This is a genomic window from Tenacibaculum piscium (assembly GCF_021390755.1).
Lineage (GTDB): Bacteria > Bacteroidota > Bacteroidia > Flavobacteriales > Flavobacteriaceae > Polaribacter > Polaribacter piscius.
The window spans coordinates 511,315-537,422 of record NZ_JAJGWR010000001.1 but is presented as its reverse complement, the minus strand read 5'-3'; the positions used below and the strand labels follow the sequence as shown (position 1 = coordinate 537,422).

Genomic DNA, 26,108 nt, shown 5'->3' with positions numbered 1-26,108 from the left:
ATTTATTTTTTACTGATTTCTTACTCATTTATTGCCTTTACACTTTCATTTCCTTTGATGATGTAAAAGTAAGAACGCCTGTTTTTCTGATGTTCTTCTTTACTACACTTGCTACTATTCGCATCATCACAATGATTTAGTAAATTATCTTCTCCAAAACCAATCGCGCTTTCTATTCTGTTTGATGCAATTCCTCTTGAAATTATATAATCACGGGTTGATTTTGCTCGGCTATCTGATAAATTCCTATTATAATCTTTACCTCCTCGGCTATCCGTATGCGATTCGATTTTAATCACCAATTCTGGATACGTATTCATTACCGTTACAATATCTTCCAATTCATATTCCGCATCTTCTCGGATATTTGACTTATCAAAATCAAAATAAATGGGATTGATTACAATCTGATTTCCAACAATTAACGATTGTAAATTAAGATTCACAACAACATCTTGTTGATTTACATCAAGCGTTTCCGTTTCTTCTTTCACATTTTTATAACCATCTTTTGATGCTACAACTACAAAATTATGTTCACAATCTTTTTGTTCAAAAAGATACGCACCTGTTCGTCCTGTTTTTATAGAAGAAACCACTTCTCCTGCAGGATTCATTAATTGAACCACAACATTCGAAATTGGTTCACCTGTACGAGAATCACTAATTATTCCTTTGATATCTTCTTTACATTGATAAATGATAAAGCTATAAATATCATCATCTCCCTTTCCATCTTTTCTATTTGATGAGAAAAATCCGTGCGAATGTTCTTTGTTTATCACAAAGGAAAAATCATCAAAAGAACCATTTATTGGACTTCCTAAATTCACTGGATTCAAATGATTTTCACCATCATATTTCGCTTCAAAAACATCCAAAGCTCCTAAACCTAAATGACCATCAGATGAAAAATACAACTCATTATCTTTTCCGATAAAAGGAAACATTTCCCTACTTTCCGTATTGATTGCTTTTCCTAAATTCGCAGGTTTCCCAAACTTATTATTTTCTAAAATCGCTACTTTATAGATATCTGTACCTCCAAATCCATTGGGCATATCTGATACAAAATACAACGTTTTTTCATCAGCACTTAACGCTGGATGACCACATGAAAAAGCATCACTATTAAATGGTAATTCTTGAACATTTCCCCAAAAATCACCTATTTTATCTGCACTATAAATCTTAAGATGTGAGACTTGATCCTCATCACCTTTTAATTTTCGACCATCATAATTATCTCGTGTAAAATAGGCTTTTTTACCTTTTTTGGTGATAATCATATTCGATTCATGATATTTTGAGCTTAAATCCTCCAACATTGTTGCTTCTTCAACATCCAACATTTTCTTAGCAATCATGTTTTTTTGCTTCGCTTTATAGATGTTTAAAAACGGTTGTTTATTCCATTTATAAAGCTTTTTATCACTCTTTACTTTCGGTTTTGTTGATGCAAAATAAAGTGCATCTTCATAAATAAAACCGCCAAAATCTGAATATTTTGTATTCGTTGATATATTATGAATATTTATAAACGTTTTCGGTTTATTAGAATACTCTGAAAAATAATTTTTGTTTTGCTCTAATGATCTCACCCGACTATCCATCGCATTTTCGCCTCGTAATTTCAAAAGCCATTTATCTGATTCCGCTATTTTTCCATTCGTTTTTAATACTTGTGAGTATCTAAATAAATGTTTACTAGAAGCTATTTTCTCATGAAAATCCATTAATTTTGAGTAGTTTTTTTCCGCTTTTTCAAACTCAAAATTAAAATATTGAGCATCTGCCAAACGGCTTAAAACTAAATAAGATGTATCTCCTTTTCTATGGATAGATTCATATAATTCTGCTGCTTTTTTATACGCAAATTCTTTATAATACCTATCTGCTGCGTATTTTCGTTGTCCGAAACTAGCAGTACTTATCAATAAAATTAATATATATAGTGTGTTTTTCATATCGCTTAATTTTCTTTAAAAATATTTAGAAGAATCTTGGGGATTTTATCGCTTGTTCTTTAAACATTTCATATCGTAACATTACTTCGTATGTTCCTGAATTGTAATTGCTATAATTTGAAGAGGTTAAATCATAAGCAAAACCTAGATACAATTCTCTAGTGATTTGAAAACCTAATAAAGCACTTATCGAATCATCCCATCTCCACGCTAATCCTGCTGTTACTTTTTCATTAAACATAAAATTTGCTGATACATCTACTGATAAAGGAGCGCCTTTTACTGCCTTTACCAAAGCTGCTGGTTTAAATTTGATATTATCACTTAAATCAAAAACATATCCTGCGATAAAAAATAAGTGCATGCGTTCGGTTGCGATATCTCCACCATTACTTACATCATCATAATGATCCGTACTTATGAAATTAGGAATCGCTCCTCCAACATACCATGTATTCGTATAGTAATACAATCCTGCTCCTATCGTTGGTAGAAACTTATTGATATTTCCTTGTATTTTTTTATCGTTTACATTTTTAACTCGTCCTTTACTCCAATCTACGTTTAAATGACGACCTCCTAATTTTAATCCGAAGGATAAATTTCCTTCATCACTCGTACGAATCGTATAAGATCCGTTGATATCTAAAAATAATTCACTCGCAGGTCCAATTCTATCGTTCGTTAAATTGATTCCTAAACCAACTCCGCTATAACCTAGCGGAGTATCATAACTTAGCGTTTGTGTATCGGGTGCGCCATCTAAACCAACCCATTGCGTACGTCCTAACAAATTGATAATTGAATGTCCGCTAGAACCAGCATACGCTGGATTAACGCTCATCGTATTATACATGTATTGCGTATATTGTGGATCTTGCTGAGCAGTAACTCCAAGTACAACGCAAAGAATTAATAGCAGTGTATATCTAATTTTCATATCTCTTTTTTTTATCTATTTATGTATAACCAACCTGCTTTCGGTGCTGATCCATCTCCTAAATCAATAACATAATAATAAGTTCCCGGTGGTAATTTCTCATCTACTGTGATTGTTGCGCGTCCGTTTGAAATCCCTTTAAAAGAAACATCCGAATTATTATATCCTGAGGCTTTATAAACCGTATTTCCCCATCTATTAAAAATCTCTACCGTATTTTTACTATACGCTGGTTTATCAATACAAGAGATAAAGAAACTATCATTTTCACCATCATTGTCAGGCGTCATAATATTGTATGGCGTTCCACAAGGAAGTGATTCTGATACAACTACGATGGTTACTGTAGCTACTTTACAATTTATTGGATTTGCTCCATTTTCACAGATTTGATACTCTAAATCATATGTTCCTGGTGTAGCATCAGGTGCTACTGTAATAGTTCCATCAGCATTAAACGTAAAACCATCTTCGTTAGTTTCGTTAGGATCTGGCGTTAATGTTACCGCTCCTAATTCTGTTCCTATTACTACAGGATTACCGTTTAATGTATCATTATCTGTCACAGCTTCAGTAGTTTCTCCTACTCCTGTAGGGTTTTGATTATAATCATCTATTATTAGATCTATTGTTGAAACTGGTTTTACAGTAATTTTAACTGTTGTTGTTTCACAATTTCCTGAAATTAAACCATTTTCACAAATTTCATATTCTATGATATAATCCCCTGCCGCAGTATCTGGAGCAATTGTAATATTTCCATTTTCATCAAAAATAAATCCATCAGGGTTTGTTCCGTTTGGATCAGGTGTTAAGGTTACCTCTCCAACTGCTGTTCCTATTACTACAGGATTTCCATTTAAAATATCATTTGCTGTTACATTTTCTATTACACCTCCTATCGACACAGGTGTTTCTGTATAATCATCGATTACAGGAATAATTGTCACCACTGATTCTACAACTACTTTTGAAATTACCGTGCTACAATTCACTGGATTTAATTTCTCACAAATACTGTATTCTACATTATAATCTCCAGCTACCGTTCCTGATACAACTATGATTTCTCCTGTAAAAACATCTAAAGTTAAGCCCGTTGGTAAAGTTCCTAGTATTGATAAATTTACATCTGCTATAACAACAGGTTGTCCATTTAATTTATCATTTTGTAAAAGACTTGCCGTTTTTCCACCATCTTTTCCGTTGATTTCTGTAAATGTTTCTGATACCGCTAAAATAGGTGCTTCACCTACAACTACTTTTGAAATTACCGTGCTACAATTAGATGGATTTAATTTCTCACAAATCTCATATGAATAATCATACGTTCCTGACGTTGTTCCTGGAGCTACTGTTATAGTTCCATCAGTATTCATGGTGATACTACCGTTAGCTGGCGTTGGTGCTGTTCCTGGCGTTAAATTAATATCTGTTAGAATAACTTGAGTTCCATTTAATAAATCTCCTGCCAAAACACTTGCACTATCAGCACCTGTAATTCCATTTATCGTTGGCAATGTTTCTGATACCGCTAAAATAGGTGCTTCACCTACAACTACTTTTGAAATTACCGTGCTACAATTAGATGGGTTTAATTTCTCACAAATACTATATTCTACTTCGTAAGTTTCTGCTGATGTATTTGGAGCAACTGTTATAGATCCATCAAAATTTAATGTTAAGCCTTTAGCTATATTTACAACCGTTAAATTCACTTCTGATGGAATTACTTTTACACCATTTAAGGTATCATTTTCTAAAACACTTACGGTTATATCTCCATATTTTCCGTTGATTGAAGTAAATTTATCGACTACGGCTAATAACTCTCCTACTACTTCTACCGTTACCGTAGCTTTTGTACAGTTGTCTGGATTTGCTCCACTTTCACAAATCTCATATTCTACATCATAACTTCCTGTTGGTGTATTTGCTGCAATCGTTACATTTCCGTCGGCATCTATTAAGATATTTCCTGTCGTTATTGGCGTTACATCTGTAGTTGCCGTCGTTACTTGAACACCATTTAAGGTATCACCGGTTAAAACTTCACCTGCTGAAACATCTGTTGTTCCTGATGCTAATGGTACTGAAGCTGTTCCTAAAGTTTCATTATCCGCTAATAATTCTCCTACTACTTCTACCGTTACCGTAGCTTTTGTACAGTTTGCTGGATTAACCCCACTTTCACAAATCGTATATGTTACAGGATAACTTCCTGTTGGCGTATTTGCTACAATCGTTACATTTCCGTCGGCATCAATTAAGATATTTCCTGTCGTTATTGGTGTTACATCTGTAGTTGCCGTTGTTACTTGAACACCATTTAAGGTATCACCGGTTAAAACTTCTCCTGCTGAAACATCCGTTGTTCCTGATGCTAATGGTGCTGAAGCTGTTCCTAAAGTTTCATTATCAGCTAATAATTCTCCTACTACTTCCACTGTTACTGTTGCCGTTGTACAGTTTGCTGGATTAACCCCACTTTCACAAATCGTATATGTTACAGGATAACTTCCTGTTGGCGTATTTGCTGCAATCGTTACATTTCCGTCGGCATCAATTAAGATATTTCCTGTCGTTATTGGCGTTACATCTGTRTTTGCCGTCGTTRCTTGAACACCATTTAAGGTATCACCGGTTAAAACTTCACCCGCTGAAACATCCGTTGTTCCTGATGCTAATGGTGCTGAAGCTGTTCCTAAAGTTTCATTATCAGCTAATAAAGCATTCTTAACAATTATCGTTCCTGTTGCTTTTAAAGGCTTACATGCCCCAGTTAAGTCTATTTCATAATTAAACGTTCCTGAAACTGTTGGCGTACCACTAATTGTTATTTTATCCGATAAAAAACTAGCGCTTACCCCTTGTGGTAATCCATTAGCTCCTGAAATACCATCATTTGAGATTCCTGTAGCCAAGGTAGTTGTGTGAGTTATATTTGTAAGTGCCGTATTTATAGTTGTTACTGTTTGTGGTACAGTTGTAACAGTCATATCTGCTGTTACTGTAATTTTCCCTGTAGCATTAACAAGAGTACCACAACCTCCTGTTAATGGAATTGTATAATTAAATACTCCACTAACCGTTGGTGTTCCTGATAGTGTAATTATATTATCAGAAGTAAAAACAGCAGTTATACCCGTAGGTAAATTTTGTGCAACTCCAATACCTGTAGCCCCTGTTGTTTGATGTGTTATATCTGTAAGAGCTTCATTTATACATAAAGTTGGTGTGTTTGAAGCTGCTGTCACAGAATTACCTGATACAAATACAGTTACTGTACTTACATCATTTACACAAGGCGTTGTTGCTGTAACGGTATAATCAAATTGATAAACACCTCTTACCGTTGGACTATATGTAGCGGTACTTGCATTAAAATCTGCTGCTGGGTTATTTGGCGAACCAACTGAAACACTCCATACTCCTGCTGCATCTTGTCCTGTTAATAATGATGATAAATTAACTGAAGCATCTCCAACACAAACATAACTGTCAGAACCAACACCTGCTTTAGGTTTAGCGACTGCTGTAATTTTCTTTATTACTTCTGTAACACATCTAACACCATTATCGGCTTGTAATCTAACCCAAGTATCCTCATTAAATATTCGAGAAGGGCTTAAGGTTGTATTTTCAAAAGGTGCCCAAGGACCTGTAGCACCAACTGTACTATAAGACCACTGATAACCACCTGAAGTACCACTTAAACCAATTCCATCAACTAAAGAAACAACTGAATTTATATTAAGTACAGGAGGAACAAAAGGAACCACATATATAGAAGCACTAGAAGCAGTACATGAATTATCCTTTATTTCTACATCTATAGAACCACTTGAATACGTTACGACATTCCCTAAACCGTCATCAAATTTAATAACAGCTCCTTTTAAACGACCAACATCCTGACCTACACAGTCATATATCTGAACAGCCCATCCTCCTTTACGAGCATCTTCACTATTAAGAGTAGACCAATCGATAAAAGTTGGAGCATTAGAAGAGTCACGATCTTCATAATAACTATTAAAAATACCTGAAAGTGTAGTTGGTTTTGGAGAACTACACATAGTAAAAGTACCTGCCCCTGGATCATTAGTAAATGTTAATCCTGATACATTATCACCGCTATTACAGCTACTACCCTTAGGTGCTAACATTATTGCATTTCCTCCATCTATAATTGGTCTTGGATCACCACCTGGAGGTATTAAATAAAAAGCTAGATCTGATATATAAGTATGCGTTGCATCAAAAGTTACTGTTATTTTTGTTGTTGGTGTTAAAATTAAAGGCCTTGGTCTTGGGTCGTAATAGGTGTATTTTGGGTTTGTAACAGAACCTACTCCGTTTAAATTAAGAGTATCTCCAGCACAAACGGTTTGGTCTGCCCCAATATCTAAACTTAATGAGGTATTCCATACCCAAGCTCTTCCTTCTACAACTGTGCCTCCATCATTTCTAACAACTAAATAACCTCCATCAGTTAAACCTGTTTGAGTTGCTGTTGAATTTAATGCATAAGTATCATAAGAGTTAGATGCTGGATTAAATTTATACCAATCATATATAGTACCTGCAGTTCCCTGTGGAGAAGTTAACTCACCACTACCACTTGTAAATAAGAAAATAGGATCATCAGAATTGGCTGAATATAATGGGTCTGTATATTCTGTTAACAATTCTCCACATGAGGTTGATGAAGTTAGCCCTATTTCATTATTACTTATTTTTATAATTACAATCGTGATTGTTGCTTTATTACAAGGAGATGTTCCACTTACTTCATATCTAAAAATTGTTCCACCTAATGGTAATAAACTTTCATCTACAACACTACCAGATAATGCTCCTGTAGTATCTACATCAACCCAAGTACCGCCTGCATCTTGCGAGCCATCTAAAGCTGTAAACAAATCTATATTACCAGAGCCTTCTAGCACAAAAAGAGGCCCGTTTGTTAAACCTACTACAGGTCCTCTAAAAACAGGAAATGTCGTTTTTGCAATATTTGAAACAACACCATTTATATCTGTTAATTGAATATCTAAAATTCTATTTACTGTTGTATTTGGTACTCCTGCGCTATTTGTATAAAAAACATCATCTAACGAACTTCTAAAAGCCTGATTAGTTGCTGTTCCGTCATTTGTAAATGTTAAAGAAGTTGTATTGTTTCCTGAAACTATTAAACCTGAAAAAGCACCTTTCATTGTTAGTTCTTCTTCACCTGCATTTTGTACGTTTGTTAGCGTAACAGTCATTGATTGTATTCCAAAAGGAGCGTTTAATATAGAAGTTGCTCCCGTATTGGTATTGTCTAAAATTTCAGAACCTGTCGAGCAAGCTGATGAATTTAAGTCAATACCTCCCGCTCCTGTAACATTACCACTATCTAAACGAATAAAAGGAGTTGGTGCTAAATTTAATGTAAATGGCTCTGAAGAAACTGCTTCTACTCCATTAGTTACATAATACTCAACTGATATACTTGTTACAGCAATGTTACTTTCTGCCTGCCAGTAAGTTCCTGCTGTAGTTGCTGAACCATCAGAAATAAAATGAACAGATGACGTGTTGTTACTTTCTATAGAATGCCCTGCTTGTCCATTTACAAAACTACCAGAAAATTGAACCCCTGCTGTTGTGCTTGAAATTTTTATATTTTCATTTTTAAAAAACTCACTATGTTCCTCTGAACTAATTTTAACAAATACAGGTTCACTAAAAGTATAAGTATAAGTGTTACCAGAAACACCAACATTAGCTCTTCCATTATTAAAACTATTTGCCAAAGTTAATGCTGGAGCTATTGCATTTATAGTACCTCCAACTGTTGATGAATTTGTTCTAGTAACATCAACCTTAACAAATGATGTTCCATCCGCTATAGATGAATAACTACTTGTTGAAAAATTATTTTCAGGTATAGCCCCTGATAAATTACCCCAAGTTGAAATAACCTGGGAATTAACAATTATAGGAAATAAAAAAAATGCTAAACAAAACGTATTAGCTAATAATTTTAAGTAACTTTTTTTCATAAAATTTTATTTTAAAATTAAACTACAACAACTTATTTCTTTATACGATACTTTTTATTAATTATCACTTTTTCACAATATTCTTATACGTAAGAATAAATTATATTCAAAACAAATTTAGTTAATTATAATATAATATATCTATTTACCTAACACTCGATTTCTAAAAAAAATACTAAAAAAGTCTTTTTAACGCTATAAATATATAACTATCGTTATTAACTGGCAAATATAATATCTATTTAAGGTGAAATAACACACATTGAATTGAGTGGTTATTTTTTAATAATTTGTCATTAAAAAATATTTTATTTAGATAATCTTATTTTTTGATACCTAATAATACTTATCTGTATTGACACTTTATTTAAAATAAAGTCACATTATTTTAGTTATTTCAAATTTTTATATTTTTTTCATAAAACGTATTTTAAAGCATTTTAAAAGACTTAAATTAAAAAAATAACCAAATACAAGTAAGACGATGAGTTAATTGATGAATTTCAACACTATTTTTAACTTTTTTAATTATTTTTGTAGAATATTTTATTTTTATTTAAGATGAACATTAATTTCAGGATAATTCCAACTAAAGAAATACTCATAATTCTTCCATTATTAAAAAAGGCAAATACCAAAACGCCACACGATATTTTAAAAGAACGTGTTTTAGAGATGGCAAATTATCCAACTTATGAATGTATCGGTCTTTTTGATGCTGATTTATTAATCGGTATTTGTGGTTTATGGTACAGTACCCGCCATTATATTGGTAAAAGCGTAGAGCCTGACCATGTTTTTATCGATGAAACTTACCGTGGAAAAAATTTAGGAAAACAATTTTTTAATTGGATTTATGATTACACGAGACAAAAAGGCTGTGAAGTAATGGAATTAAACACCTATACAGGAAACAGAAAGTCGCATAAATTTTATTATAATGAAGGTTTTGAAATCTATGGCTTTCATTTTCTGAAAGTTATGAGATTAGATGAGAAATTTTATTAATTTTACACAAAAAGTTATTGTAATTTTAAAAAACTGTTATATATTTGCAACCGCTTAGCGATAGTCTTTTATTATTGTTTTAATAACAGTTAAAATACATTCAGTAAGCATTGCAAGAAATTGCAATTAAATCTTTACCAATGCGAAAGTAGCTCAGTTGGTAGAGCGTCAGCCTTCCAAGCTGAATGTCGCCAGTTCGAACCTGGTCTTTCGCTCAAGTCTTTTAGAAGATAGACTTTAAAAATCTTTATTTACCAATGCGAAAGTAGCTCAGTTGGTAGAGCGTCAGCCTTCCAAGCTGAATGTCGCCAGTTCGAACCTGGTCTTTCGCTCAAGTCTTTAGAAGATAGACTTTAAAAATCTTTATTTACCAATGCGAAAGTAGCTCAGTTGGTAGAGCGTCAGCCTTCCAAGCTGAATGTCGCCAGTTCGAACCTGGTCTTTCGCTCAAAAATCCGAAAAACATTATGTTTTCGGATTTTTTTGTTTTACATATATTTCAATAGAAAAGTTATTTGTAGCTACTTCCCGCTTTCCGCACTCGCTTTTTTTATTTTTTCAAAAGAAAAATAAAAAAGAGCTCAAACAATTGCTTCAATCGGGGCTAGACTTATCTACTAAATTTAGTCATCAATTTAAAAGCCTGTTCACATCTACAAAATATATCAGCAAAAAAATTGTATCAAGAACTTATTTAATAGTAAAGTCAATTAAAATTTATCAAAAAAAATAATTCAAATTCTCGATACAATTTTAATTCCTTTTCGTCATTAAAATCACTCGAATTGACAATAATCATCAAAAAAACGGAATAACTACAGCAAATAAGGATGCGAAACTGAAATAAAATCCCTTTGACGCATTTTTATTTTTAAAACAAGGGGTTTTAACCCCTTGCCTTGCAATTTTGACGTTACAAAAATTATTGAAATAAAATTTAAAAAGACTCTTAAAATAATAATAATTTGTTTAATTTTTAATTGAAACCCTATCTTTTAGTTTTTAGTACAAATGCCTAGCCCCGATTGAAGCATTTGTTTGAGCTCTTTTTTTGATTTTTCTTCAAAAAAAAGCGAGTGCAGAAAGCGGGAAATTGCTTCAAAAAAAAATCTTTAAAAACGGTAATAAAATTATTTTATCTTCAGTTTATCGCCAAATAAAAATAATCCAACAATAATTACTCCGATAATACCAATCATTATCATATTGTTTTCAAAAACACTTGGTTTAAGTAATAAAGTAAGTACATAACCACCAATCGCACCGCCCAAATGTGCCGAATGACCAATGTTATCTGCCTGATTTTTCATTCCATAAATCGAATATAATAAATACCCAATTCCGAAAACATAGCCTGGCAAAGGAAGTGGAATTGGAAACATTATTAAAGTCATATCAGGATACAACATAATTGCCGAAAACACCACACCAGAAACTGCTCCAGATGCTCCAACAGCACTATAATAAAAATCTTTTTTATGCTGATATAACGTATAAACACTTCCCGCAAACAAACTTCCAAAATAAATAATCAAAAAATAAGGAACTCCAAAATTAACTAAAACTGTTTTTCCAAAAAGATACAACGCATACATATTAAATCCTAAATGCATCCAATCGGCATGTAAAAAACCCGAAGTTAACATTCTGATTTTCTCACCATTGATAATTTGCTGAATTTGAAATTTATAGCGATTAAAAAAAATAATATCATTAAATCCTTTATAGGAAATAATAACATTTACAACTATTAATAGTACAATAATTTGATTCATATTTTTTGTTTAGAGCTACAAACATAATCAAAACTTAATAAAGTAAATCATTCATATTTTAATACGATATTTGCATTTTTAAAATTTAATATATGAAGTTTTTAGTTTTTGCACTCGTATATCCTATTCTTTGGATAATTTCAAGATTGCCAATGCCAGTATTGTATCTTTTTTCAGATTTCTTTTTTTACATCTTATATTATATTATCGGCTATCGAAAAAAAGTAATCGAAAGCAATTTAAGAACAGCTTTTCCTACTAAAAGTGATGCTGAAATTAAACAATTAACCAAAGAATTTAGCAGTCATTTTGTTGATATTATTTTTGAAAGTATAAAATCTTTTGCTATCAGTAAAAAAGAACTAGACAAACGCTACAAATATGTAAATGCCGATTTAATAAACAAATATGCTAAGCAAGGGCGAAGCATTGTTTTAACAGGTGCGCATCAGGCAAATTGGGAATGGGTTTTCGCTTTACCACAACAAATTAATATCAGTTCTTATGGAGCTTATACTAAATTACAGAATCCTTATTTTGAAAAAGTATTAAAAAAATCAAGACGTAAATACGGTTTTGACGGCGTACCAACACAGTTATTTTATAAAAAAATTAGCCAAAGACAAGCTGAAAATATTCAAAGTTTATATATTTTATTAAGCGATCAATCGCCACAATTAGCCAGAGCCAGATATTGGACACATTTTTTAAACGAGAAAGTACCTGTACACACAGGTCCTGAAGTTTTAGCTAAAAAATATAATTTAGTGGTTATCAATATGAATACCACTAAAATAAAACGAGGATATTTTGAAACAACATTTGAATTAATCACTGATACGCCTAATGATTTTGAAAATTATCAAATTACAGATAAATTTTTAGCTATCACAGAAAAAAATATTAAAGCACAACCCGCTTTTTATTTATGGTCGCATAAACGTTTTAAGCACAAAAACAAATATGAAGAATGGCTTAAAATCAGAAAGAAATAACTTTTTAATATCATAAAAAATAAAAAGGACAGACACATACATAGGTCTGCCCTTTTTTTGTCTAATTTAAATTTTATGCACAAAAAAATCCTTCTTAAAAAAGAAGGATTTTTATTTTTGGGTGGAAGACGGGATTCGAACCCGCGACCCTCGGTACCACAAACCGATACTCTAACCAACTGAGCTACAACCACCATTTAATTGCGAGTGCAAATATATAACAGTTTATCTGTTCTGCAAAACTTTTTTTAAGTTTTTTTGATTTTTTTTTAATTTTTATTTTAAATCAAATCCGTTATTTTATCAACAGCAACGTAACGTTCTGATGTAAAGCCTTCTGCAAAATCAACACCAATTAATCTTCCTAAATCTTTTGCTCTATAATTGATACTGTCTGTAAAATTTTTGCTTGTAATCGGCGTTTCAGGCTCTTTACTGTTCGGATCAAAAAATTGAGAAGCATACGCTAACACCGATTTTTCCTTTTTATCCATAAAACCTGTTACATCAACTACAAAATCTGGCTTACTATTTTTCCATTGTATATAATGATAAACTTGTTTTGGTCGCCATTTCTCCTGAATTTTACCATTCAATGTCGTTTCAATTTTGATTAAACCACTTAAAAAACAAGCATTTGATACCAAATCACTACCTTTTGGATGGTCAATATGTCTATCATCAACAGCATTACACAACACCACATCAGGCTGATATTTTCGAATCATTTGTATAACCGCCAATTGATGTTCCTTATCATTGATAAAAAAACCATCAGCAAAGCCTAAGTTTTCACGCACCGAAACTCCTAAAATAGCTCCTGCATTGGTAGCCTCTATATGTCGCAATTCCGCAGAACCACGAGTTCCCAATTCTCCCCTAGTTAAATCGATAATTCCTACTTTTTTACCAAACGATATTTCTTTGGAAATCGTAGCGCCACAACCTAATTCAACATCATCTGGATGCGCTCCAAATGCTAATATATCTAACTTCATGTTTCTTTATTTTGATAGGCTAATTTACAAAAACCACTACAAAACATCACATAAATTCAATATCTTCGTACTTATGATTAAAATTGTAATTATTGGAGGTGGAAATGTTGCCATACATTTAGCAAACGCTTTTTATAAAACTAAAAAAGTTTTATTAACACAAATGTATGCTAGAAATATACAGCAAATTATCCATTTGAAAGAACGCGTTGCGATTACTGATAACATTAATTTATTAGCCGATGCAGATATTTATATTATTGCCGTTTCTGATGATGCTATTTCAGCAGTTTCTTCAAAAATTAATAAAAAAAATAGCTTAGTGCTACATACTTCAGGAAGTGTTTCGTTGGATTCGTTGAAAAATAATAGCAGAAAAGGTGTCTTTTATTTATTGCAAAGTTTTTCAAAAGATAAAAAGATTAATTTTGATAAAATCCCGTTTTGCTTAGAAGCCTCTACAAAAAAAGATTTAAAATTATTGATAAAATTAGCATCTTCAATTGGAAAAAAAATATACACTATCAATTCCGAACAACGAAAAATTTTACATGTATCGGCTGTTTTTGTAAATAATTTCACCAATCATATGTATAAAATCGGAAATGATATCTGTAAAGAAAATAACGTTCCTTTTGAAATTTTACATCCTTTAATTGAAGAAACTGCACTGAAGATTCAAAAATTATCACCAGAAAAAGCACAAACTGGTCCTGCTAAAAGAAATGACACACAAACAATTGCAAATCATTTAGAATTATTAAATAAAGAACAACAAACTATATATCAACTAATTACAAGTTCAATTCAAAATTCAATTCAAGATTCAATTCAAGATTCAATTCAAAAATAAATTAATACAAAAAATTAATAAAATGGAAAAAAGTTATAAAGAAATATTACCGCAAATAAACACCTTTATTTTTGATGTCGATGGCGTATTAACAAACGGAATTGTTACCGTTTTCCCAAATGGTGAATTAGTCCGTCAAATGAATATTAAAGATGGATACGCCTTAAAAACTGCCGTAAACGCAGGATTTAGAGTTTGTATTATTTCTGGAGGAAAAAATGAAGGCGTGCGTACTCGCTTGGCGAATTTAGGAATTACCGATATTTATTTAGGCGCTCATGATAAAATTAAACAATTTAATGAAATTATCAGCAAGTACAATTTAAACCCAGAAAATGTGTTATATATGGGCGATGATATTCCTGATTATCCTGTAATGAAATTAGTTGGAATGCCGTGTTGTCCGAATGATGCTGTTCGAGAAATTCAGCAAATTTCAAAATATATTTCTGATAAAAATGGTGGCGAAGGTTGCGCACGCGATGTATTAGAACAAGTATTAAGAGTACAAGGAAAATGGGCTGAAAATTTTGATGCTCAGTATGATTAATGAATTTTTTGGAGCAATTTTTGAAGTTATTTTAATTAATTATTAATAAAACCCTAAAAAAAACCTAAAAACATGAAAAAATTATTTTTAAGTATTTTAATACTGATGATTACAACATCGATGAATTCACAATCTATTTTTGGCGAATGGGAAAATCGTAATGAAGAAACCAACACTGTTGATTCTGTAATTAAAGTATATGAAAAAGACGGAAAAGCTTTTGCTAAAATCATTAAAATCACAGACGAAAATAGGCAAAAAGCAGTATGTGATAAATGTAAAGGAAAACGTAAAAATACGCCGATTTTAGGCATGAATATTTTAACAGGCTTACAAAAAGATGGCAAGGAATGGAGCGGTGGAACTATTGTAGACCCTAAGAACGGGAAAGAATATAAATGTTATATCGAACTTGAAAATGCTGATAAATTAAAAATTAGAGGCTATATCGGTTTTGCTGTTTTTGGTAGAACCGCGTATTGGCATCGAAAAAAATAATATCAAAAATTATAAAAAAACACGAAAAACTTCAGTAAAACTGGAGTTTTTTTTGTGTTATTTCGTGTTATTTTTTATAAAAATTTTGAATATTCAAAATATTTTAATTAATATGGAATCTCTAATTGTCCGTGATTTTCGATATGACTTGGCGGAATAACTCCCATTATTTTTGTCGCCTCATAACGAATCTGTGGTTTTTGAGTATTGGACGAGGTTGTATGAATTATTTTTAAATTAAATTTTAAATAATCATTTGGTTGAATTACAAATTTACGAGCGTGATATTCTGATAACCAAAATTCATCTGTAATTTTAACATCAATAGGCGTACCTTCTCTTTTTAGTGTCCAACAAGAACTGTCTGATAATAAATCCATCGTATTTATTTTTAAGACCTCTACACGTTCTTGTGCAATAGTTCCATCGCCTAATTCGTTTAAAATCTTTGGTACATCGATAAAACTTTTACTGGTCAATTTTGCTTTATTTTTACCTATTTTAAAACAAAAATACTCGCCTCTTTTCAATTTACTTGCTTGCACAGAAAAGGCTTTTACACAATTTAGAACATAATAATTATTTACTGAAAATAATAATAAATGACTTGGCGCTTCTTTTTTTATTTTTCGATTTATTTCATCAGTAAGTTTGTCTAAACCTTTTTTAGAAGATATTTGTTGTAATTCTATCGCCTTTAAAGTTTTGTATTTTATATAAACCAACAAAGCTCCTAACCAAGCTACATTATCGATATCTCTCTGATTTCTAGCAGGCACATTTAAAAATACTTGCTTTATTTTAGTAGTCATTGTTTCAAAATCTACCGCTACTAAATTATATTCCACGGAAGTATCTACAGAAATATTATAAACAATGTGTTTGTCTAAAATTAGTAATTTGTCATAAAAATCGGCTAAATGATTGAATACTTTTGATGGATTTTTAATTCCTTTTAATTCCAGATTTAGTTCAAAATCATATGCTGTTATCATTTCCATACATTAATTTTTTACTACAATCGTAATTTTTTCTGTTGTCAGATTGTATCGCTGGAATTTTTTAAATGCCATTTTTAGGTATTTTTTTTTAGACCGATAAAATTACTACTTTTTCAGCGGTCTTACTAATGTTTTTTTTACATATAATCATTCTACGAGCCTGTTTAAATTTCATTTAAAAAAATTGTACCAGAAAAATAAGAAATCGAATTTGTCAAAGGGAATTTATTTCAGTTTTGCATCCTGATTCTTGTCAATTCGAGTGATTTTAATGACTAAAAGGAATTAAAATTGTATCGAGAATTAGAATTCTTTTATGTTGATGATTTTTAATTAACTTTAAATATTAAATAAGTTCTCGATACAATTTTTTTGAAGGAAAAAAATCACTCGAACTGACAGTTTATTTAATTTTTAAACAGGTTCTACACCTATTTTATTTTCAACAAATATAAAACTTTATTTTATCTACTAAAAAACTGTAAACCAACACATTACATTATCATTTAATTATTTCTTTTTAAAACAAAAATAATGTTAAAAAGAACTCTTTTCTTCGGAAACAAATCTTTAATTGACATAAAAGTTTTAGCAATTATAAAAAATTATGATGAACACGATTTAATTACTCCTATTAAAGCCGAACTTTTAAAAACACTAACACAAACGGTTTATTTTGAAGATAAAAAAAGCCCTTTAATGGTTGGTTTAACCTCAACAACAAACTCTTTACAACAATGTTTTTCTGGAAAAACCAGAAAACTAATCTATCCAAAATTATGGATTTAAACGCTTATAGAATTATGTGGTTATTTGTGTTTTTTGATTTACCTACCGAAACAAAAAAAGACAGAAGAAATGCGCAACAGTTTCGTAAAAACCTTTTAAAAGATGGTTTTACAATGATGCAATTTTCTGTTTACATGCGACATTGTGCGAGTAGTGAAAGTGCTGATGTACATGAAAAAAGAATAAAAAATTTACTTCCTCCTTTTGGAAAAGTAAGTATTTTAAGAATTACCGATAAACAATTTGGTAATATTATGAATTTTTGGGGCAAGGTTCAAACGCCAAAAGAACCAAGCCCTTCTCAATTAGAATTATTCTAATAGGAATGAAAAAATGCTTCAAATAAAGCTATTATGTCTTTATAAGAAGCATTTTTATATACGATATTTTCTTGCTAAAACGAGTATTAGCAATGGTTACATAAGTTGCTAATATCGTTTTCTCTAATCTTTAATCAAACCACAACTTGCTAAACAACAGAATGAAAAAGGAATTGAATATCGTTTTCTCTAATCTTTAATCAAACCACAACGTAGCTATTTATTAAAATATATGACCAAGTAATATCGTTTTCTCTAATCTTTAATCAAACCACAACTACGATCGGTTCAAAAGAGTTGTTTGGCACAATATCGTTTTCTCTAATCTTTAATCAAACCACAACATCCAAATTGGAAAGCGAAAAATAGCATCTAATATCGTTTTCTCTAATCTTTAATCAAACCACAACTAATACTTGGTATTGTGTATGTTAAAAAAAAATATCGTTTTCTCTAATCTTTAATCAAACCACAACTTTAATCGTCCAATCATCTGTTGGATTGATAATATCGTTTTCTCTAATCTTTAATCAAACCACAACTTTCGGTTAGTTCGCACCACAAATCCATCAATATCGTTTTCTCTAATCTTTAATCAAACCACAACTAAATACGTCTGTAGAAATACCACCGAAAAATATCGTTTTCTCTAATCTTTAATCAAACCACAACTATTTGATAAAAGTTTTTTATACTTCATTTAATATCGTTTTCTCTAATCTTTAATCAAACCACAACATTAAGGCTACAGTTTCTTTAGCTGTAAAAAATATCGTTTTCTCTAATCTTTAATCAAACCACAACCCATCAAAAGAGATATTTAAAGACTTCGGAAATATCGTTTTCTCTAATCTTTAATCAAACCACAACCTATTTACTAATTGAGTAGCAACTCTATCTAATATCGTTTTCTCTAATCTTTAATCAAACCACAACACTTTGCACGTTCCTGTTCCTTTGTAGAAAAATATCGTTTTCTCTAATCTTTAATCAAACCACAACCTACACCACTTTTAAGCCCACTACTATCTGAATATCGTTTTCTCTAATCTTTAATCAAACCACAACAATTTGTCCCAGTTTACCAATCCTTTTTTAAATATCGTTTTCTCTAATCTTTAATCAAACCACAACCATGCCGTTATCTTAAAATAAGCATATTCAATATCGTTTTCTCTAATCTTTAATCAAACCACAACTTTAATAAAGGAGGTCAATTTGTGTTCTTTAATATCGTTTTCTCTAATCTTTAATCAAACCACAACTGTCCATATCTCGCAGCGACAAGTCTATTTAATATCGTTTTCTCTAATCTTTAATCAAACCACAACATGAATCACACCCAGTTGGACGTGCATATAATATCGTTTTCTCTAATCTTTAATCAAACCACAACAAGGCTAACTACTTCATTCATTTGCTTACGAATATCGTTTTCTCTAATCTTTAATCAAACCACAACCAACCAACCTCGTAAATAGTTGTCATAAATTTGAGTTAAAGATAGTGAACCCAAACCGAATCCTTTTATAAACTCATTACATTTCATAACTTTACTATTTTACCTATGGTTGTAATTTTAAAATCAACATTTTCAATAAGGTATCTATGTTTTTCTTTGCTCAATAATAAAAAAGGTAAATATTTTTCATCAATATTTATAAAGTTAAATTCAGAAAACCCATTAGTTAGTGATTTTGGAGGTTTAATGTTTTTTGCAGTAAAATAATCTTCTTTTACTCTTTCTTCATTTCTTGCTTCTTGATGATATACATACTTCACTCTACCATCTTTATTTATCGTTTTTATTTTATATAAGCGTGTTAAAATTTCTAACTTAGACAATTCCCATAATTCTAAAGGGTTATCTTTATAAAATAAAACCATTTGACCTTTTAATAGGTTCGTTTTTAAAGGTAGTTTGTTTTTGTTTATTGGAGTAATTGGGTTTTCTTTGTTAAAAGTAGCATTACTTAATTTATAATAATTTCCAGCATCCATCAGATTAACTATCTCAAACTCTCTTTTTAATTCTCCTTTCTTGTTTTTTCCTTCATAAATAGCCATACAATAATTTTCATCATTTTGCACGTAATATTCTCTTTTATGCGGATGTTTAGACACATCTTTTAGAGCGTGTTTTTTAAAATCGTTTAATGGGTTTTTAATTGAAGGAGTATAAACCCTAACTTTACGTATTGGTATTTGCTTTTTTTCATTCATCCAAACGGTTTTATCCGTTTCAATTTTATAAACATCTTTTTTGGCTACTAAAATTTTATCCGTTATGGCTTGTTGAATAATTCCTTTTACAACCTCATCAACAATTTTAGCTACATCACTTTTTTTAATGCCATCTAAAGGTTTTCTAACTACATATTTCACAATACCATTACCTTCTTTATCTTCTGCAAAAGTTTTGTTATTTTCAAAGTCTTGCTCTAATATTGCGCCATAAAAAGTATCTTTATGTAATGAACCTCTAACGGTATCTCCTTGTATAAATAGCGGTTGTCTTTGATAAATTATTTCGTTGTTTTTTTTACTGATTACATATTTTCGATATTCAATCGCTTTGGTTTTATCTGTTTTTATAATTTGAAAATCAGGTTTTAAAACTTCTTGTTTTATTTCTTTTGAATTTTCATCTAAAAATGTATGTAAGATAAAATCAGGATTATCTTTATCTTTTTTACCTAAAACGGGAATTTTATTCTCCTGTATATCTTTTAAATAATGATAATTTTCAACAATTTTTTGATTACTATTATCTTTAACAAACGTCCCTTGAGCATCTTTTTTATACGTTACACGATACTGTATTTTACCACGAATACGCAATTTCTTTTTACTTTGAATAGGCACTTTATCCTTGTGGCTATGTACAATTAAAACTTCATTTTGTATATTGTTCACATCTTTAGAAAATGTTTTCCAAGGCTTACTGTTTTCCAGTTCTTTTTTGGCTTTGTTAAATTGTGCCTTCTCATCTAATCCCCAAGCGTTTGCCAAAATGTCGTATTTATTTTTGGTCATACAGGCAATAGTAATCGCATCTACACAATGATGTATGTGATTAGAACGGTCTTTCTTTTCTATGCCATCTTCATCTATAATGGTTTTTTTAACTCCCCATGCTTTTTTAAATTGGTCAACCATTGTACCTTTTACAGAATATACACTTTTAAAATATGATTTTAAATACTGTTGTGCATATTTTGTTATAATACCAATATCGGTTATTTGGCTGTTTTTAAAACCTGCTTTTACTTCCTCTAATTCAAACCGATTATATTTTGATTTCCAGTAATTATACTCCATTTTTAAATAATGGCGTTTTTGTATAATTCTGTCTTTTGCTTCTTTATCTGTGGCTGTTTTAGATGCTTTTAGCAATCCTTTTATTTCGGAATCTAATTTCTCATATTTATCTTTCCAATGCGAAATTCTACCCATTATTTCAGCATGATTAACTAATTTAAAAGGGATTTTATTTTTCTTTATATCTCTATTAAATTTCTTTTCACAAAGGGTTTTATTCATTTGCGAATCATCAATAGAAACACTTCTTGGTATGGTATGTTCAATATCATAAGCTGGATTTTCACTCAAAAACCCCGTTAAACTTATTGTATTTCCTGTATATAAACAAATATGTCTTTGTTCTGTCCAAAGTTTATATTTTGAAACATCGTCTTTTGAAACAATTTTTTTATCTTCTCGTTGCTCTAAAACCATTTTAAACCTTTCTAAATCGTTTAAAGTAGGTTCAAAATCTGGCTTATATAATTCTTGTATTTTTTTACGATATATTTTACGTTCTTCTGCTTTATCGTATTGCCATTTTTGTATTGCCATTCTTTTATTGGCATCGTTTAATTCTCTAGCAAGTTCAATATGTATTTTGGTGTTTTCGTCTATTTTTTCTTCTAAAATTAAGGTATTTATTAGTTCTCGAATCTTGTGCAATGATTTCATTGCCATAGGATTTTTAATAGAATTAGATAATGGACTTCCAAGAACTGTAAATGTGATACCTTCTTTATTTTTGGCTTCTTCTAATTTGAATTTTTCAATATCCGACGGATGATATAACTTTTTTTCATCGCTTAAAAAAACTTCTCCAGTTTCATTTTCACCTTTTAAAAAATCCAATACTTTTTCATCTATCCGTTTAATTTTCAGAAACCTATTTTCTGAAGTACTAAATTTTTCTACAAAAAGAAGATAATTGTCTTCAAAAATATCATTGGTATTTAAAGTTTGCCATTTCTTTTTTCCAAATTCATCTTCAAAAGATTGCTCTAATTCTTTTCTATAAATATAATCTGCTTCTTTAGAATAGGAGCTTTTAATATTTTTTTTGATATAGCCATTAATTACAAATTGTAATTTATTTTCTATTTGATGCGTATCTATTATTTTTTTAACCGCTGATTGTATTAATTTTTTATCCTCTTGATTATTCCAATGTTTTTCATTTACAACATTTTTCATATTCGCCATAAACACAGCATGCGAATAAATTAAACCAGCTTCTAAATACGGTAAAATATTATTTATAGCCTTCAAACTTAAAGATGAGTAGTCTTTTTTTAAGGTTACTTTAGAAAACTCTATTGCTTTTTTTTCTGTTAAACCTAATTTTGTAATTGCAAAATCATATAATTTAGGATTGCTTGTAAAAGTTGTCCAAACATGCCAAATATCTTGATAATTTACACTTCTTGTTTTTGCTACACCTTTTGTGTCTATTGTTTTGTAAGTGTATTTAAGGTTTTTCCAATCCTCACCAAAAACAGCTCTAAAATGAGCAATGCTAGGGCAATTACTCAACGAAGTATTTAAACTAAAATTCACTACATAATTAGCCGTTTTAGCGTCTTTATTTTTATAGTAAACAGCTTTTTCATTTTTAGGAATTAGTTTTTTTACAATTTCTTCAAAATCAAAACTTGTTTTTGTTTTTCTGTAAAATAGATATTCAACTTTTTGTTTTTCATCAACAGTTAAAGCTCTTAGTTTTTCATTTTCAGGAAATTTAATTTTAAAATTATTCAGATATTGATACATTCTAAATTCCTCAAATTCTGGTCGAGAAATTGGGCAACGGTATTTTGTTGGTTCTAAAGTACATTTTCCAACCAATCCTTTTTGAGATTTTAAAGGTCTTTGATAAAAAATAGCTTTGTATAAATCTAGCGTTAAACCTTTGTATTTTTTATTTGGTTCATTTTCTTTTTCAATTATTTCGCCTAAATTTTGAATGGTACATATTTGTTCAAATTCATCTAAATAATGCTCTTCTCTAGCGGTATATTGGTTTCTAATACGTTGATTACTTTTACCATAAATAGAATAAAAATACTGTCCTAATGTTTCAAACTTCCCATTTTTAATATTGTCATCTAAATTTTCAATTCCTTGTTTTACAGCTCCTGAATTTCCCTTTTTATTAAGCCTTTCGTGAATATTAATCTTTAGGCTTTTTAAATCATCATTTTCTTTAATAATCCTTTTAAATGCCTTGTAAAGTTTTAATAATTCTTTTCCTCCTGCATCTAAATCTTTGATTTCTTTTAGTTTAAAGTCAATAATACTTTCTTCTTTAAAAAACTCATCAATAGCAATAATTAAACCTGTTTTAGTCTTATTTTCTTCCAGAATTTCAGAAATTCTTGGTTGATGTTTTTCTATTGCACCTTTATCACTTTGGTCTAAACGGTTACTTAAAAAACCTCTGCGTTGTGCCAAATGATAAAAGGCTCTACCTAAATCTAATTTATTTAGTTTTTCTTTACTTGCTTTATCTCTAAAAAAGTAAGGATGCTTCTTTTTGTCATCATCAGTTTTTAGCCAGTTTAAAAAATCTTCATTTAAAGGGTATTTTTTAAAACCAGATTTTTTCCAAGCAATAACTTCTTCAACGCTTAAAGGACACATTCCATTTTTAGATAAAATTAATAAAGTTTCATACTTGCGGAGTTTTCTTCTAAATTTCAACCTTCTTGTTCCTCTAAAAGCAGTTCTTTCTGCTGCTTTTGAAATTTCATTTCCTTTTTCTAATTTCACTCCTTCCGAAAAAATGACAACTCCTTTATCTTTTAATTCAAAAGTTTCTTTATTGTCTTCATTATTATTATCTACAATAGCCCAACCTAATGAATTTGTTCCTAAATCTAATCCAAGTATTTTTGACATAATTAGCAATTATTATTTTGCTCTAAATTAAGATATTATTCTGATAATCAGCAAAATTTCACTATATTTGAAATGTGAAAAAATTACTCTAATCTTTTAATCTTATCACAATAAGGCTATATGCCGTAGATGAAAATCTTGAGTCCTGCTTCGGTAGGACTTTTTTTTTATAAAAAAGAATATAATTATCAAAATAAAAGACTATCCACTTATTTAAAAATGGATAGTCTTTTTATTTTCTGATATTTCTTATATATTTTGGTCATGCTAAATTTATTTCAGCATCGCACAAATAGAAGAACTTCGGCAAGTCAGGATTGAATGCTATTTTTAACAAGGGTTTTAACTCTTGCCACCCTCTTTTTTCTGTTATAAAATTTTTAATTCGTTAAATATTTTACTCGATAAAAATTCGTATAATTTTGATGCTAAAAAACCAATAATCATTCCGTTTATAAAACCGCATAAAATATCGATTGGAAAATGCACGCCTAAATACAATCGACTATATGCAAAAACTAAGGGAAATAATGCTAAATATTTAATAGCTGGCACGTGTTTTTTTAACAACATGATTAAAAAAACAGCTATAACTGTAGAAGTTGTAGCATGTCCAGAGGTAAAACTATAATTCCTAGGATTTATTAATCTTCTTAAAGAATCTTGTATTGCAGGATTATTATTTGGTCGTAATCTTTCAAAAGTACGTCTAATTAAGTTTGTAAATTGATCTGAAAAAGTAATTAAAAGAGCAATAAACAACAAGGTAAATACGGCTTTTTTCCATCCTAGATATTTAAAAATCAGAATAATTAAAAAAATAAATAAAGGAATCCAATTAAATTGATTCGTTATTGTTAACCAAAGCCAATCCCATTTTTCGCTTCCTAAATTATTTAAATAAATGAGAAGTTGTTGGTCTTTTTGTATAATTTCTTGCATTAAATCTTCCATAAAATTGCCCGCTTACTTTTTTCTTACTGATTCTTATTAATTCTTGTTGATTCTTGTTGATTTATTTTCCTACTTTCAATACTTCAATTTCGAAAATTAAATCTGATTTTGGTGCAATTGGTCCTAATCCACTTTCGCCATATCCTAAATAATAAGGAATAAAAAACCTAGATTTTTCGCCTTCTTGCATGGTTTGTACACCTTCTTTCCAACCTGCTATCAACGGAAAATTTGGATCATTAATCGTAAATGTAAAAGGAGTTTTTTTATCTAGACTTGAATCTATTTTTGTTCCATCAGTTAAAAATAACGAATAATGAACCGTGGTTGCTATTGCTGGATTTACTTTTTTACCTGTTCCTTTTTTTAGTTGTAAAATTTGCAAACCAGAATTTGTTTTAACAGCCTTCTCAATTCCTTTTTCTTGCTGAAATTTACGTTTTAGGGCTTCAATTTTTTCTATGCGTTCCGCTTGATTTTTTGTTACATTGGCCAATTCAGTTTCAAAAACAGTTGCTGCTTTAAATTTTTTAGCATCTTTTCCAATTCTGATAATTGCTACTTCATTGATAAAATCACGTTGTTTGATGGCATCAACAACATTTTGACCGACCAATACTTTACCAAAAACCGAATGTTTTCCATCTAACCAAGGCGTTGCTTTATGCGTGATGAAAAACTGACTTGAATTGGTTGCTTTTCCAGAATTTGCCATTGATAAAATCCCTGGACTATCATGCTTATAAAGTAATTTACCTTGTTCATCAACTGGAAATTCATCTGCAAATTTATATCCTGCATTTCCTCTACCAGTACCTGTTAGATCGCCACCTTGTATCATGAAATCTTTAATTACACGATGAAATACGGTGTTATTATAATACGGTTTTCCTTTTAATGAATCGGCTATTTTAGGGTGATTTCCTTCTGCTAACGACACAAAATTTGCCACGGTCATTGGCACTTCTTTTGCGTGTAATTTCACTAAAACATCGCCTCTATTGGTTTGGATATCGGCATATAATCCATTTTCTAAATCGGGATATTTAACCGATTTACACGCTGAAAACAATACAATAACGGCTATTAAAATTTTATAAAACTTCATTATTTTGATATTTATTATTTATTCTTTTAGATACGCTTATAAACAATCAATTAGGTTAGCAACGAGCGCTAACCTAATTGTATTTCAGTTAATTATCT

Annotated in this window: 16 protein-coding genes, 4 tRNA genes and 1 CRISPR repeat array; of the genes, 10 read left to right on the top strand and 10 right to left on the bottom strand. The window is 30.4% G+C overall.

Going from position 1 to position 26,108, the window contains the following annotated elements:
- Window positions 1-20 precede the first annotated feature (20 nt).
- From L0U72_RS02505 to L0U72_RS02495, 3 genes are read right to left on the bottom strand one after another with little or no spacing between them, the layout of a single operon-like run.
- On the bottom strand, window positions 21-1,967 hold the full coding sequence (locus tag L0U72_RS02505) for an OmpA family protein (RefSeq protein WP_233898317.1): 1,947 nt from the start codon (window positions 1,965-1,967) through the stop codon (window positions 21-23).
- Between the two features lie 25 nt (window positions 1,968-1,992).
- Window positions 1,993-2,907 (bottom strand): PorP/SprF family type IX secretion system membrane protein, encoded by a 915-nt coding sequence (locus L0U72_RS02500; protein WP_101916825.1) that lies wholly within the window; start codon window positions 2,905-2,907, stop codon window positions 1,993-1,995.
- An 11-nt stretch (window positions 2,908-2,918) separates the two neighbouring features.
- Window positions 2,919-8,960 (bottom strand): gliding motility-associated C-terminal domain-containing protein, encoded by a 6,042-nt coding sequence (locus L0U72_RS02495; RefSeq protein WP_233898316.1) that lies wholly within the window; start codon window positions 8,958-8,960, stop codon window positions 2,919-2,921.
- Between the two features lie 561 nt (window positions 8,961-9,521).
- Here L0U72_RS02495 and L0U72_RS02490 point away from each other — a divergent pair.
- The 4 genes from L0U72_RS02490 (at window position 9,522) to L0U72_RS02475 (ending at window position 10,416) form a co-directional block, all read left to right on the top strand.
- Window positions 9,522-9,968 (top strand): GNAT family N-acetyltransferase, encoded by a 447-nt coding sequence (locus L0U72_RS02490; protein WP_233898315.1) that lies wholly within the window; start codon window positions 9,522-9,524, stop codon window positions 9,966-9,968.
- Window positions 9,969-10,110: 142 nt separating this feature from the next.
- Window positions 10,111-10,183 (top strand) — tRNA-Gly (locus L0U72_RS02485).
- Window positions 10,184-10,227: 44 nt separating this feature from the next.
- Window positions 10,228-10,300: transfer RNA gene (locus L0U72_RS02480), tRNA-Gly, on the top strand.
- Between the two features lie 43 nt (window positions 10,301-10,343).
- Window positions 10,344-10,416, top strand: a tRNA-Gly gene (locus tag L0U72_RS02475).
- A 682-nt stretch (window positions 10,417-11,098) separates the two neighbouring features.
- Here the strand turns inward: L0U72_RS02475 and L0U72_RS02470 are convergent.
- Window positions 11,099-11,743: a rhomboid family intramembrane serine protease gene (locus tag L0U72_RS02470; protein WP_233884111.1), complete on the bottom strand. Its 645-nt coding sequence runs from the start codon at window positions 11,741-11,743 to the stop codon at window positions 11,099-11,101.
- Between the two features lie 92 nt (window positions 11,744-11,835).
- On the opposite strand from L0U72_RS02470, the gene L0U72_RS02465 reads away from it, so the two are divergent.
- Window positions 11,836-12,738: a lysophospholipid acyltransferase family protein gene (locus tag L0U72_RS02465; protein WP_233898314.1), complete on the top strand. Its 903-nt coding sequence runs from the start codon at window positions 11,836-11,838 to the stop codon at window positions 12,736-12,738.
- Window positions 12,739-12,857: 119 nt separating this feature from the next.
- On the opposite strand, the gene L0U72_RS02460 is transcribed toward L0U72_RS02465, so the two are convergent.
- A tRNA-His gene (locus tag L0U72_RS02460) sits at window positions 12,858-12,933 on the bottom strand.
- A gap of 86 nt (window positions 12,934-13,019) precedes the next feature.
- Complete coding sequence (gene bshB1 / locus L0U72_RS02455; protein ID WP_233898313.1) at window positions 13,020-13,736, bottom strand: bacillithiol biosynthesis deacetylase BshB1; 717 nt, start codon at window positions 13,734-13,736, stop codon at window positions 13,020-13,022.
- Window positions 13,737-13,809: 73 nt separating this feature from the next.
- On the opposite strand from bshB1, the gene L0U72_RS02450 reads away from it, so the two are divergent.
- The 3 genes from L0U72_RS02450 (at window position 13,810) to L0U72_RS02440 (ending at window position 15,637) form a co-directional block, all read left to right on the top strand.
- The gene (locus tag L0U72_RS02450) at window positions 13,810-14,589 is read left to right on the top strand and encodes a Rossmann-like and DUF2520 domain-containing protein (protein ID WP_233898312.1); all 780 of its coding nucleotides are present in this window, start codon (window positions 13,810-13,812) and stop codon (window positions 14,587-14,589) included.
- A 22-nt stretch (window positions 14,590-14,611) separates the two neighbouring features.
- Entirely contained in the window at window positions 14,612-15,139 is a 528-nt protein-coding gene (locus tag L0U72_RS02445; RefSeq protein WP_101916478.1) for a KdsC family phosphatase, read from the top strand.
- 72 nt (window positions 15,140-15,211) lie between these two features.
- Window positions 15,212-15,637 (top strand): DUF2147 domain-containing protein, encoded by a 426-nt coding sequence (locus tag L0U72_RS02440; protein WP_193700286.1) that lies wholly within the window; start codon window positions 15,212-15,214, stop codon window positions 15,635-15,637.
- A gap of 107 nt (window positions 15,638-15,744) precedes the next feature.
- On the opposite strand, the gene L0U72_RS02435 is transcribed toward L0U72_RS02440, so the two are convergent.
- Entirely contained in the window at window positions 15,745-16,638 is an 894-nt protein-coding gene (locus L0U72_RS02435) for a hypothetical protein (RefSeq protein ID WP_101916477.1), read from the bottom strand.
- 534 nt (window positions 16,639-17,172) lie between these two features.
- Between L0U72_RS02435 and L0U72_RS02430 the strand changes: the two genes are divergently transcribed.
- Together L0U72_RS02430 and cas2 are read left to right on the top strand one after the other, a co-directional pair.
- Complete coding sequence (locus tag L0U72_RS02430; protein WP_233898311.1) at window positions 17,173-17,427, top strand: hypothetical protein; 255 nt, start codon at window positions 17,173-17,175, stop codon at window positions 17,425-17,427.
- Window positions 17,418-17,747 (top strand): CRISPR-associated endonuclease Cas2, encoded by a 330-nt coding sequence (gene cas2, locus L0U72_RS02425; RefSeq protein WP_233898310.1) that lies wholly within the window; start codon window positions 17,418-17,420, stop codon window positions 17,745-17,747. The genes L0U72_RS02430 and cas2 overlap by 10 nt, the downstream gene beginning before the upstream one ends.
- A 110-nt stretch (window positions 17,748-17,857) precedes the next feature.
- Window positions 17,858-19,209: a CRISPR direct-repeat array (repeat unit 36 nt; unit sequence AATATCGTTTTCTCTAATCTTTAATCAAACCACAAC).
- Between the two features lie 83 nt (window positions 19,210-19,292).
- Here cas2 and cas9 read toward each other — a convergent pair.
- The 3 genes from cas9 to L0U72_RS02410 all read right to left on the bottom strand — a co-directional run bounded on the left by cas9 (window position 19,293) and on the right by L0U72_RS02410 (window position 26,010).
- Complete coding sequence (gene cas9 / locus L0U72_RS02420) at window positions 19,293-23,948, bottom strand: type II CRISPR RNA-guided endonuclease Cas9 (RefSeq protein ID WP_233898309.1); 4,656 nt, start codon at window positions 23,946-23,948, stop codon at window positions 19,293-19,295.
- Window positions 23,949-24,317: 369 nt separating this feature from the next.
- Window positions 24,318-24,902, bottom strand: a complete 585-nt coding sequence (locus L0U72_RS02415) for a phosphatase PAP2 family protein (RefSeq protein WP_233897096.1) — start codon at window positions 24,900-24,902, stop codon at window positions 24,318-24,320.
- 61 nt (window positions 24,903-24,963) lie between these two features.
- On the bottom strand, window positions 24,964-26,010 hold the full coding sequence (locus tag L0U72_RS02410; RefSeq protein ID WP_193700284.1) for a peptidylprolyl isomerase: 1,047 nt from the start codon (window positions 26,008-26,010) through the stop codon (window positions 24,964-24,966).
- Window positions 26,011-26,108 lie beyond the last annotated feature (98 nt).

Excerpts from the sequence above, each read along its gene's own strand:
- L0U72_RS02450 (WP_233898312.1), top strand. The coding sequence starts at position 13,810 with ATGATTAAAATTGTAATTATTGGAGGTGGAAATGTTGCCATACATTTA.
- L0U72_RS02505 (WP_233898317.1), bottom strand. The coding sequence starts at position 1,967 with ATGAAAAACACACTATATATATTAATTTTATTGATAAGTACTGCTAGT.
- L0U72_RS02470 (WP_233884111.1), bottom strand. The coding sequence starts at position 11,743 with ATGAATCAAATTATTGTACTATTAATAGTTGTAAATGTTATTATTTCC.
- cas9 (WP_233898309.1), bottom strand. The coding sequence starts at position 23,948 with ATGTCAAAAATACTTGGATTAGATTTAGGAACAAATTCATTAGGTTGG.
- L0U72_RS02445 (WP_101916478.1), top strand. The coding sequence starts at position 14,612 with ATGGAAAAAAGTTATAAAGAAATATTACCGCAAATAAACACCTTTATT.
- cas2 (WP_233898310.1), top strand. The coding sequence starts at position 17,418 with ATGGATTTAAACGCTTATAGAATTATGTGGTTATTTGTGTTTTTTGAT.
- L0U72_RS02410 (WP_193700284.1), bottom strand. The coding sequence starts at position 26,010 with ATGAAGTTTTATAAAATTTTAATAGCCGTTATTGTATTGTTTTCAGCG.
- L0U72_RS02415 (WP_233897096.1), bottom strand. The coding sequence starts at position 24,902 with ATGGAAGATTTAATGCAAGAAATTATACAAAAAGACCAACAACTTCTC.
- L0U72_RS02500 (WP_101916825.1), bottom strand. The coding sequence starts at position 2,907 with ATGAAAATTAGATATACACTGCTATTAATTCTTTGCGTTGTACTTGGA.
- L0U72_RS02440 (WP_193700286.1), top strand. The coding sequence starts at position 15,212 with ATGAAAAAATTATTTTTAAGTATTTTAATACTGATGATTACAACATCG.
- L0U72_RS02490 (WP_233898315.1), top strand. The coding sequence starts at position 9,522 with ATGAACATTAATTTCAGGATAATTCCAACTAAAGAAATACTCATAATT.
- L0U72_RS02430 (WP_233898311.1), top strand. The coding sequence starts at position 17,173 with ATGTTAAAAAGAACTCTTTTCTTCGGAAACAAATCTTTAATTGACATA.
- L0U72_RS02465 (WP_233898314.1), top strand. The coding sequence starts at position 11,836 with ATGAAGTTTTTAGTTTTTGCACTCGTATATCCTATTCTTTGGATAATT.
- bshB1 (WP_233898313.1), bottom strand. The coding sequence starts at position 13,736 with ATGAAGTTAGATATATTAGCATTTGGAGCGCATCCAGATGATGTTGAA.
- L0U72_RS02435 (WP_101916477.1), bottom strand. The coding sequence starts at position 16,638 with ATGGAAATGATAACAGCATATGATTTTGAACTAAATCTGGAATTAAAA.